The organism is Pseudonocardia sp., assembly GCF_035305885.1.
Classification (GTDB): domain Bacteria; phylum Actinomycetota; class Actinomycetes; order Mycobacteriales; family Pseudonocardiaceae; genus Pseudonocardia.
In genome coordinates this window covers 41956-51819 of the sequence record NZ_DATGOP010000086.1, presented here as the reverse complement: position 1 = coordinate 51819, position 9864 = coordinate 41956, and the positions used below count along the sequence as shown (strand labels likewise).

Here is a 9864-nt window from a genome sequence, read left to right as displayed (position 1 = left end):
CGTCGCCCGCTTGCCGATGTGGCGGAACGCCTGACCCAACCCCACCGTCGTGGTCGTCTTGCCCTCCCCCAGCGGAGTCGGGGTGATCGCCGAGACCACCACGTACTTGGCGCGGGGACGATCGGCCAGCTCGTCGATCGCATCCAGTTCGATCTTGGCGACCTCCCGGCCGTACGGGGTGACCAGGTGCGGCCCGATCCCCATCTCGGCCGCGACGTCGACCAGCGGCTTCAGCGTCGCCGCCTTCGCGATCGCCAGATCGGACGGGAATGTCCCCATGTGCGCCCCTCCCGCTCGTGGCTCCGCCGGAGCCGCCGCTTCCCCCTGCGGTCACCGTAGTTGCCGCGGTGGCCTCGACCACAGGAGAGCCGACGGGCGACGGCCTGTCCAGGCCCCTTCCAGCTACCGAAAGTAGTAGTCGAGCAGTGGTCGCTGCGCTCCGTAGAAGGGCCGGCCGCGCCGGTTTACCCGCGCCGGGCGCGGACAGTCCTGTCTGCGTGACCGCAGGCTCCACGAGCGGACGGGCCCGGGCGCGATCCCGCGCACCGGAGGCGGTCCTGTTCGACCGCGACGGCACGCTGGTCGTCGACGTGCCCTACAACGCCGACCCCGCGCGGGTGCGGCCGATGCCGGGCGCGCGCGAGGCGCTGCGCCTGCTGCGCGCGGCGCGGGTCCGCGTCGGCGTCGTCACCAACCAGTCCGGCATCGCCCGCGGGCTGCTCACGCCGGCCGAGGCCCGGCGGGTCAACCGGCGGGTGGAGCAGCTGCTCGGCCCGTTCGCGGTGTGGCAGGTCTGCCCGCACGGCCCGGCGGACGGCTGCGCCTGCCGCAAGCCCCGGCCGGGCATGGTGCTCGCCGCGGCGCGCCGGCTCGGCCTCGCCCCGGACCGGATCGCCGTCGTCGGCGACATCGGCGCCGACGTCGAGGCGGCCACCGCCGCGGGCGCGACCGCCGTGCTGGTGCCCACGCCGGTCACCCGGCGCGAGGAGATCGCCGCGGCGCCCACCGTGCGCCCCGACCTGGTGTCGGCGGTGCGCCACCTGCTGGGGGAGCGGTGAGCCGCCGCGTGCTCGTCGTGCGCCTCGACGGCGCGGGCGACGTGCTGCTCGCCGGGCCGGCCGTCCGGGCGGTCGCCGCGGCCCCCGGCGCCGAGGTGACCCTGCTCTGCGGCCCGGACGGCGCGGCGGCGGGCAGGCTGCTGCCCGGGGTGCGGCGGGTGCTCGCGTGGGCGGGCCCGTGGGTCCTCGCGCCCGCGCCGCCGGTGAGCGCCGTCGAGGTGGACGAGCTCGTCGCCCGGCTCGCCGCGCACGCGTTCGACGAGGCCGTCGTGCTCACCTCGTTCCACCAGTCCCCGCTGCCGACGGCGTTGCTGCTGCGCCTGGCCGGGATCGGCCGGATCACCGGCGCGTCGGTCGACTACCCCGGCTCGCTGCTCGACGTGCGGCTGCGGCCCGGCGAGGACCTCCCCGAGGACGTCCCCGAGCCGCAGCGGGCCCTCGCCATCGCCGCGGCGGCGGGATTCGCCCCGCCCCCCGACGACGACGGGCGGCTCGCCGTCCACCGCCGACCCGCGGTCGAGCCGCTGCTCGGGGCGCTCGCCGGGCGGCCGTACGCGGTGCTGCACCCCGGGGCGGCGGTCCCCGCGCGGCGCTGGCCCGCCGAGCACCACCGGCGCCTCGCGCGGCTCCTCGCCCGCGACGGCCTGCCCGTGGTCGTGACCGGCGGCGCGGGGGAGCGCGAGCTCACCGCCGCCGTCGCGGGCGCCGACGCGCTCGACCTGGGCGGGCGCACCGACCTCGCCCAGCTGGCCGGCGTGCTCGCCGGCGCCGCGGTGGTCGTCGTCGGCAACACCGGGGCCGCGCACCTCGCGGCCGCCGTCGGCACGCCGGTCGTCTCGCTCTTCGCGCCCGTCGTGCCCGCCGTGCGGTGGCGGCCGCACCGGGTGCCGCACGTGCTGCTCGGCGACCAGGACGCGCCGTGCCGCGACACCCGGGCCCGCATCTGCCCGGTGCCGGGCCACCCCTGCCTGACCGGAGTCACCCCCGAGGAGGCCCTGTCCGCCGTGCGCGACCTGGTGTCGGCACCGGTGTCGGCGGGCGGGGCCGAGGAAGGATCCGCATGACCTCCACGCTTCCCGCCCCGGCCACCGGGGCCCGGTCCCGCAGGCCCGTCGGGACCGTCCTCGTCACCGGCGCCGCGTCGGGCCTCGGCCGCGCCGTGGCCCGGGCGGTCGCGTCCGCGGGCGGCACCCCGCTGCTGCTCGACCGCGTGCCGGTCGAGGCGGACCCGCGGCTCGGGGACGCGCCGTCGGCCGTCGTCGACCTGGCCGACGGCCGGGCGGGCGAGGCCGCGATCGGCCGCCTGATCGCCGACGCGGGCGGGCTCGACGGCGTGGTCACCTCGGCGGGCACCGACCGCTGCGGGCCCCTGGCCGAGGTCCCCGCCGCCGAGTGGGAACGCGTGGTCGCGGTCAACCTGCTCGGCACGGCCGCGGTGATCCGGGCCGCGCTGCCCGCGCTGACCGCCTCCCGCGGCCGCGTCGTGACCGTGGCCTCCACGCTGGGGGTGCGTGCGCTGCCGGACGCGTCGGCCTACTGCGCCTCGAAGTTCGGGGTCGTGGGCCTGACCCGCGCGCTCGCCGCCGAGCTCGCCGGCACGGTCGGGGTGACGCTGCTCGTGCCCGGGGGCATGGCCACCGCGTTCTTCGACGGCCGCCCCGAGCAGTACCGGCCGGGACCGGACGCCCAGCTGGGCGACCCGGCCGAGGTGGCCGACGCCGTGCTCTACGCGCTCACCCGGCCCGACGGGTGCGAGGTGCGCGAGATGGTCGTCTGCGCCTCGACGGAGCCGTCGTGGCCGTGATGCCCGCCCGACCCGGCCGACACCCCGGCGCCGACCGCGGCGGGCCGGTGGACCTCGACCGCGCCCGGCGCATCCTCGTGGTGCGCGCGGACAACATCGGCGACGTCGTCACGACGACGCCCGCCCTGCGGGCGCTGCGCGCGGCCGCCCCCCACGCCGGGATCGACCTGCTCGCCTCCCCCGCAGGCGCGCAGGTCGCGCCGATGATCCCCGAGCTCGACGGGACGCTCGCGACCTCCGCGTCGTGGCAGCAGCTGCCCGGCGCGGGCGGGGCGGACGCCGGGGCCGAACACGCGCTGCTGGAGCGGATCGGCGCGGGCGGCTACGACGTGCTGCTCGTGCTCACCTCGTTCTCCCAGTCGCCGTGGCCGGTGACGCACCTCGGGCTGCTCGCCGGGATCGGCACCCGGGTGGTGCACTCGCGCGAGTTCGGGGGCGCGGTCGCCACCCACTGGGTGACCCCGCCGCCGGACGGCACCCACCAGGTCGACCGCGCGCTGCACCTGCTCGCCGCGATCGGCGTGCCCGACCGTGGCCGCTGGACGGCGCTCACGGTGCCCGCGGACGCGCGGCACCGCGCCGCCGACCTCGCCGCCGACCTCGCCGATCGTCCGTTCGCGCTGCTCGCCCCCGGCGCGTCCTGCAGCGCGCGCCGCTACCCGGCGGAGCGGTTCGGCGCGGCCGCCGCGCAGCTCGCCCGCGCCGGGCTGCCGGTGCTCGTCACCGGCGCCGAGAAGGAGGCCGAGCTGGTCGCGCGGGTCGTGGCGGCCGCGGCGCACCCCGACGTCCGGCCGGTGCCGCCGGTGCCGCTCGCGGTGTGCACGGCGCTGATCGATCGCGCGGCCGTCGCCGTGACCAACAACTCCGGCGGCATGCACCTCGCCGACGCCGTCCGCACCCCCGTCGCGGTCGCCTACGCCGGCACCGAGACGCCCGACGAGCTGCGGCCCCGCAGCACGGCGGCCGCGCTGCTCGGGCGCGCCGTGCCGTGCTCGCCCTGCCGGCAGCTGCGGTGCCCGTACGGGCACGAGTGCCTCGACGTCCCGCCGGGCACGGTCGCCGCGGCCGCGCTCGACCTCGCCCGTCACGCCACCGCGACCCACGACCTCCCCGAGGAGGACCCATGCGCAGTCCCCGCGACGCCCTGACCGCCCCGGCCGCACCCGCCGCGCTCGCCGGCCGCATCGCCGACCGGGCGCCCCGGGTCGTGGTCCTGGGCGACGCGCTGCTCGACGGGTGGCTCTCCGGGCCCGCGCGGCGCCTGGGCCGCGACGGGCCGGTGCCGGTGGTCGAGGTGAGCGAGTCCCGCACGCAGCCCGGCGGGGCCGGCAACACCGCGGCCAACCTCGCCGCGCTCGGGGCGCGGGTCGACCTGGTGGCCGTGCTCGGCGACGACCCGGCGGGGGTCGAGCTCTCCGCGTTGCTCACCGCCGCCGGCGTCGGCACGGCGCACTGCGTCACCGCACCGGGCCGGGCCACGGCGGTCAAGCGCAGGATCACCAGCGGGGGCCAGACGCTCGCCCGCTACGACGCGGCCCCCGACGGCGCGCCGCGGCCGTCGACCACGGCCGCGCTGGTGGGCGCGCTCGAGGTGGTGCTCGCCGAGCCCGCCGACGCGGTGGTCGTCGCCGACTACGGCCTCGGCACCGGCGACCGGCGGGTGCGGGCGGCGCTGTCGCGGCTGCGGGCGCGGATCCCGCTCCTGGTCGTGGACGCCCACCGGCCCGGGGCGTGGGCGGTGCTGCGCCCCGACCTGCTCACGCCGAGCATCGACGAGGCCGCGGCGCTGATCGCCGAGCCCGAACCGGTGGGCTCCGGCCGCGCCGAGTGGGTGCTCGCGCGCCGGCACGCGCTCACCCGGGCCGCGGGCGGTGGGGAGGTCCGCACCGAGGTGATCGTGACCCTCGACGAGGACGGCGCGGTGCGGCTGCCCGCCGACCCGGCCGAGCCGGCGCAGTGGGCGAGCGCCCGCCCCGGCCCGCAGGCGCGCGCGTGCGGGGCGGGGGACACGTTCAGCGCCGCCGTCGCCGCGGCCCGGGCCACCGGCATCGACCCGCAGCGGGCGCTCGGGCTGGCGCAGTGCGCCGCGGACGTCGTCGTGGGGGAGGCGGGCACCGCCGTGTGCACCACGGGCGCCCTCACCGCCCGGCTGGCCGAACGCGACCGCGGTGGCCTGGTGAGCCACCGCGACCTGCTGGCGATCGTCGCCGAGCACCGCCGCCGCGGCAGCCGGATCGTGTTCACCAACGGCTGCTTCGACGTGCTGCACCGCGGCCACGTCGCGTACCTGCGGCAGGCCCGTGCGCTCGGGGACCTGCTCGTCGTCGCGCTCAACGACGACGGCAGCGTGGCCCGGCTCAAGGGCCCCGAACGGCCGGTGAACCCGCTCGAGGACCGCGCCGGCGTCGTCGGCGCCATCGAGTGCGTCGACCTGGTGACCTCGTTCGCCCACGACACCCCGGCCGAGCTGATCGAGGCCGTGCGCCCCGACGTCTACACCAAGGGCGGCGACTACACGCCGCAGATGCTGCCCGAGACGCCGATCGTCGAGCGGCTCGGTGGCGAGGTCCGGGTGCTCGACTACCTGTCCGACCACTCCACCACCGCGATCGTGGGCAGGATCAAGGCGGGCAGGCCGTGACCACGCCGGGGCGGGACGTCCTCGGGCCCACCTGCGACCGGCCGGTGGAGCGCGCGGACCGGGCGGTGCGCGAACGCAGCGGCGGCGTGCAGGCGGCCGGGGGTGCGCCGTGAGCGCCCGGCCGATCGTGGTCGTCGGCGACGCGATCCTCGACGTGGACGTCGTCGGCACGGTGGAACGGCTCTGCCCCGACGCGCCCGCACCGGTGCTCGACGTGGTCGACGAGGCGGCCCGCCCGGGTGGGGCGGCGCTCGCCGCCGCGCTCGTCGCCGGGCGCGGCACCCCGGTGCGGCTGGTCACGGCGCTGGACGCCGACGAGCCGGGCAGGCGGCTCGCCGGGCTCCTCGACGGCCTGGACGACGCCCCGCTCGAGCTGCTCGTGGGCCCGGCGGACGGGGGCACCCTCGTGAAGTGCCGCATGCGCGCGGGTGGGCGGACGCTGCTGCGCACCGACCGCGGCCGCGGCGAGCCGGTGGCCGGGTTCGCCGACGGGCTCGACCTGGGGCGGGTGTGCGCCGCCGCGGGCGCGGTGCTGGTCTCGGACTACGGTCGGGGCGTCGCCGCCGACCGGCGGGTGCGCGCCGCGCTGCGGCGCGCCGCGGCCCGCGGCGTACCGGTGGTGTGGGACCCGCATCCCCGCGGCCCCGAGCCGGTGCCCGGCGTCACCGTCGTCACCCCGAACCTCGGTGAGGCTTGCGACGCGGCCGGTGGCGCCCCGCCGCGCGGCCACGACGAGGCCCTCGCGCTCGCGGGGCGGCTCGTCGGGCGCTGGGGCGCCGGGGCCGTGGCGGTCACGCTGGGACGCGACGGCGCCGTCGTGCGGCACCGGGACGGGGGCTCGTCGGAACCGGCCGCCCCCGTGGTGCCCGAGGCCGATCCCTGCGGGGCGGGGGACCACTTCGCCGGCGGGGTCGCCGCGGCGCTCGCCGCCGGTGCGGGGGTGGACGAGGCCGTCGCCGAGGCCGTGCTGGGCGCGGCCGGGTTCGTCGCCCGCGGGGGCGGGGCGACGGTACGGCGCACCGGGAACCGGTGGGTGCAGCCGTCGCAGGCGCAGACGAGGTCGGCGCGCAGGCGGGCGCGGCTGACGGTCACGTCGTGAGCAGGCCGGGGACGTAGCGTCCGCGCAGCGCGGCCGCCGCGCGCAGGACGTCGCCCACGCCGATCGCGAGCAGCGCCGGGTCCGGATCGTCGCCGAACGGGTCGCCGCGGCGGGCCGCCGGCACGTCGAGCACGGCGTGCGGGCCGTCCGCCGGCGGGCCCCACCGCTGCGGCCCGACCGGCCCGTACAGCGTCACCGACGGCGTGCCGAAGGCGGCGGCGAGGTGGGCGATGCCCGTGTCGCCGCTCACCACGAGCGCGCTGCCCGCGACGAGCCCGCACAGCTCGGCCAGGTCGGTGCGCCCGGCGAGCACGCGGGCCTCGGCGATCCCGGCCCGCCTGGCCACGGCGAGCGCGAGATCCCGCTCGTCGGCGGTGCCGGTGAGCAGCACGGGGCTGACGGCGCAGTGCAGCGCCGCGGCGACCTCGGCGAAGCGGGCGGCGGGCCAGCGTTTCGCCCCGAAGCGCGCGCCCGCGTGCACGAGAACGGGGGCGTGGCCGTGGCGGAGCCGCGAGCCGGGGGGAGGGGGCAACCGCAGGTCCGCCGGGTCCGCGGGGATCCCGTGCGCGGCGAGCACGGCGCACCAGCGCTCCCGCTCGTGGGTGTGGTTCGCGGCGATCTCGTCGGGCGGCGGGCCCGGCCAGCCCTCCGCCCGGTAGCCGATGCGTCGCGCCGGGCGGGTCGCGTCCAGGGCGCGGTGGCTCTGCGGGCCGGTGCCGTGCAGGTTGACCGCGACGTCGGGGGCTGCGGGCCAGGTCAGCTCCTCGGGGGCCGCGGTCGGCAGCAGCTCGTCGACGGTGCCGACGAGCCCGACGAGCGGGGCGAGTGCTCCGGGCGTGGCCAGCACGATCCGGTGCTCGGGAAGGGCCCTGCGCAGCGCCCGCAACGCAGGCACCGCGACGAGCAGGTCGCCGAGGTGCAGCGCGCGGAGCACGAGTGCCGTCGGTTGCCGCGGGTGCTCCACACCGCGGGCGTACCCCGGGGGACCGCGGGTGACGCGCCCTCGGCCCCAACCGGCTGCGCCCGACGAGGGCCGGCCCCGCAGGTGAGGGGGGATCCTGCGGGGCCGGAGGGGGTGAGCTGTTCCTCAGACGGAGAGCAGCCGGTCGAAGAAGCTGCGGTAGCGCCGCAGCGCGAGGCGCAGGTCCTCGGTGGAGGTCTCGTCGGCGTCGAGGCTCTGTTCGATGCGTCGCCGTTGTTCGCGGAACACGGTCTCCAGCTCGTCGAGGAGCTCTCCGACGAGCGCGTCGGCCTGGGCGACCGCCGCGCGCGGGTCGTCGACGAAGGCGCCCTTCACCGCGTCCCACCGCGACCCGTAGGCCTCGGCGCGGTCCGCGGGGACGAGGCGCTCGGGGCGCCCGTCCTGGCCGGAGCCGCCCGGCTGCCCGGGCGGCGGGTGCCCGGACCGGCCGTGGTCGGGCGCCCCGTGCTCGGGCCGAGGCTGCCCGGACGGCGGCTGCTGCGGGCGGGGCTGCTCGGGGGGCACCTGTCCGGAACGGGGCTGCTGGGGCGGCATCTGCCCGACCCCGGTCTGATCCGGCGGCGGGTGCCCGGCCGGCGCCTGCTGGGTCTGCTGGGTCTGCTGGGCTGCCGTCCGCCCGGGTTCGGGCCGCGCCTGGCCCGGGTGGGGAATCGGCTGGTCGTCCCGGCCGTGGGCCCGCTCGTTCTGGTCCGGCATCATCATCGGGTCCACTCCTTGCTCGGCGGCTGGTTCGGCTCGCGGTGGTCGGCTCCGCCGCCGTAGGTGCCGTTCTGGGCGCCCCGGTCGTAGGCACCCCGGTCGTAGGCGCCTCCGTCGTAGTCGCCCCGGTCGTGGGCGGGGTCGTGGGCGGGCTGGTGGGCTCCGTCGTGGGCCCGGGCGTCGTGCGCACGGGCGTCGTTCGCCCGGGTGTCGGCGTGGGTCCCGGCGGTCGGCGCGCCCCCGTCGTGGGTGGCCCCGTCGTGGCCGCGGGTGCCGAGCAGCGCGTCGACCAGGGACCGGTAGGAGGTCACGGCCTCGCGCTGGTTCTCGGTGTCGACGTCGCCGCGCTCGGTGGCGGTGCGGACCCGGTGGGCCTCCCGGTACCGCTGCACCACGTCCGGGTGCTCGACCGAGATGTCCTCGGCGCGGCGCTCGAAGTCGCCGCCGTCGTCGCCGACCGGATAACCGCGGGTGCGCATGATGTCGAGCACCAGCAGGTCGGCGTCACGGACGGCCCGGTGCGGGTCGTCGACGAACTCGCGCTGGATGTCGGCCCACGATGCGGCGAACCGCTCGCGTTCCTCGGGCCTCAGGTCGCGGATGTCCAGCTTCCGGTGGCGCTTCTCGCGCTCGGCCAGCTGCGCCTCCGCGGCGCGCCTGCTGCCGGCTTCGTCGACGCTGCGCTCGTACTCCGGTCCGAACTGCTCCTGCAGCCGTTCCGAACGGCGACGCTGCGCCAGCACCATGCCGACGGCGACGAGCGCGAGCAGCAACACCACCACGACGATGACGAGGACGATCACGGTGCTGTCCACCGCACTCTCCTTCGGTTGATTTGCGCTCACTCGAACGAGTGACTCCCCGGGCGGATACCTGGGATTCGCGATCGACAAACATCTGCGTCCGAATCCGCGAATGCGCTCGGCTATTCGCGGGCAATTCCCGTGGTTGGAACGCCGGGAAACGGGTAAGCGCCGTCGGGTGACCCCCGATCGACCCGACCTGGCGCGGCTGCGCCGCGACGCGGCCGGCTGCACCCGCTGCGAGCTGCACGGGCCCGCCACCCAGACCGTCTTCGGGCGGGGCCCGGCGTCGGCGTGGCTGGTGCTCGTGGGGGAGCAGCCCGGTGACCGGGAGGACGTCGAGGGCGCGCCGTTCGTCGGTCCCGCCGGGCGGGTGCTCGACACCGCGCTCGAGCGCGCGGGCATCCACCGTGACGAGGTCTACCTCACCAACGCCGTGAAGCACTTCCGGTTCGCGCGCGCCGAGCGCGGGAAGCGGCGCATCCACAAGACGCCTGGCGCGACGCACATCCGCGCCTGCCGGCCGTGGCTGGACGGCGAACTCGCCGCCGTGCGGCCCGCCGCGCTCGCGACCCTCGGCGCCGTCGCGGCCAAGGCGCTGCTCGGCCCCCGCTTCAGGATCACCGAGCAGCGCGGCCGCGTCGTGGGGTGGGAGGGGCGGTCGCTCGTGCCGACCGTGCACCCGAGCTCGATCCTGCGCGGGCCGCCCGAGTCCCGGGACGAGGCGCTGGCCGCCCTGGTGGCCGACCTGGAGGTCGTCGCGCGCCTGCGTCCCTGA

11 protein-coding genes are annotated in these 9864 nt (G+C 78.3%); 7 read left to right on the top strand and 4 right to left on the bottom strand.

From position 1 onward, the window contains the following. Positions 1–279 (bottom strand): formate--tetrahydrofolate ligase (locus VKZ81_RS18325; RefSeq protein WP_324242810.1); only part of this gene is annotated, 279 nt, incomplete at its 3' end. A 218-nt stretch (positions 280–497) separates the two neighbouring features. Between VKZ81_RS18325 and VKZ81_RS18320 the strand changes: the two genes are divergently transcribed. From VKZ81_RS18320 to VKZ81_RS18295, 6 genes are all read left to right on the top strand, one after another. Then, the gene (locus tag VKZ81_RS18320) at positions 498–1058 is read left to right on the top strand and encodes a D-glycero-alpha-D-manno-heptose-1,7-bisphosphate 7-phosphatase (protein ID WP_414709405.1); all 561 of its coding nucleotides are present in this window, start codon (positions 498–500) and stop codon (positions 1056–1058) included. Beyond that, on the top strand, positions 1055–2122 hold the full coding sequence (locus tag VKZ81_RS18315; protein ID WP_324242809.1) for a glycosyltransferase family 9 protein: 1068 nt from the start codon (positions 1055–1057) through the stop codon (positions 2120–2122). The genes VKZ81_RS18320 and VKZ81_RS18315 overlap by 4 nt, the downstream gene beginning before the upstream one ends. Next, positions 2119–2862, top strand: a complete 744-nt coding sequence (locus VKZ81_RS18310) for an SDR family oxidoreductase (RefSeq protein WP_324242808.1) — start codon at positions 2119–2121, stop codon at positions 2860–2862. The genes VKZ81_RS18315 and VKZ81_RS18310 overlap by 4 nt, the downstream gene beginning before the upstream one ends. Next, entirely contained in the window at positions 2862–4010 is a 1149-nt protein-coding gene (locus tag VKZ81_RS18305) for a glycosyltransferase family 9 protein (protein WP_324242811.1), read from the top strand. Before VKZ81_RS18310 ends, VKZ81_RS18305 begins: the two co-directional genes overlap by 1 nt. After that, the gene (gene rfaE2, locus VKZ81_RS18300) at positions 3986–5503 is read left to right on the top strand and encodes a D-glycero-beta-D-manno-heptose 1-phosphate adenylyltransferase (RefSeq protein ID WP_324242807.1); all 1518 of its coding nucleotides are present in this window, start codon (positions 3986–3988) and stop codon (positions 5501–5503) included. Before VKZ81_RS18305 ends, rfaE2 begins: the two co-directional genes overlap by 25 nt. A 109-nt stretch (positions 5504–5612) precedes the next feature. Then, positions 5613–6602, top strand: coding sequence for a PfkB family carbohydrate kinase (locus tag VKZ81_RS18295; RefSeq protein ID WP_324242806.1), 990 nt, complete (start codon positions 5613–5615; stop codon positions 6600–6602). Here VKZ81_RS18295 and VKZ81_RS18290 read toward each other — a convergent pair. The 3 genes from VKZ81_RS18290 to VKZ81_RS18280 all read right to left on the bottom strand — a co-directional run bounded on the left by VKZ81_RS18290 (position 6592) and on the right by VKZ81_RS18280 (position 9098). Beyond that, on the bottom strand, positions 6592–7566 hold the full coding sequence (locus VKZ81_RS18290; RefSeq protein WP_324242805.1) for a glycosyltransferase family 9 protein: 975 nt from the start codon (positions 7564–7566) through the stop codon (positions 6592–6594). The genes VKZ81_RS18295 and VKZ81_RS18290 overlap by 11 nt on opposite strands. 123 nt (positions 7567–7689) lie before the next feature. Next, entirely contained in the window at positions 7690–8286 is a 597-nt protein-coding gene (locus tag VKZ81_RS18285; RefSeq protein ID WP_324242804.1) for a hypothetical protein, read from the bottom strand. Beyond that, positions 8283–9098: a hypothetical protein gene (locus VKZ81_RS18280; protein WP_324242803.1), complete on the bottom strand. Its 816-nt coding sequence runs from the start codon at positions 9096–9098 to the stop codon at positions 8283–8285. The genes VKZ81_RS18285 and VKZ81_RS18280 overlap by 4 nt, the downstream gene beginning before the upstream one ends. Before the next feature lie 100 nt (positions 9099–9198). Between VKZ81_RS18280 and VKZ81_RS18275 the strand changes: the two genes are divergently transcribed. After that, positions 9199–9864, top strand: a complete 666-nt coding sequence (locus VKZ81_RS18275) for a UdgX family uracil-DNA binding protein (protein ID WP_324242802.1) — start codon at positions 9199–9201, stop codon at positions 9862–9864.

Excerpts from the sequence above, each read along its gene's own strand:
- VKZ81_RS18275 (WP_324242802.1), top strand. The coding sequence starts at position 9,199 with ATGCGCTCGGCTATTCGCGGGCAATTCCCGTGGTTGGAACGCCGGGAA.
- VKZ81_RS18285 (WP_324242804.1), bottom strand. The coding sequence starts at position 8,286 with ATGATGATGCCGGACCAGAACGAGCGGGCCCACGGCCGGGACGACCAG.
- rfaE2 (WP_324242807.1), top strand. The coding sequence starts at position 3,986 with ATGCGCAGTCCCCGCGACGCCCTGACCGCCCCGGCCGCACCCGCCGCG.
- VKZ81_RS18305 (WP_324242811.1), top strand. The coding sequence starts at position 2,862 with ATGCCCGCCCGACCCGGCCGACACCCCGGCGCCGACCGCGGCGGGCCG.
- VKZ81_RS18310 (WP_324242808.1), top strand. The coding sequence starts at position 2,119 with ATGACCTCCACGCTTCCCGCCCCGGCCACCGGGGCCCGGTCCCGCAGG.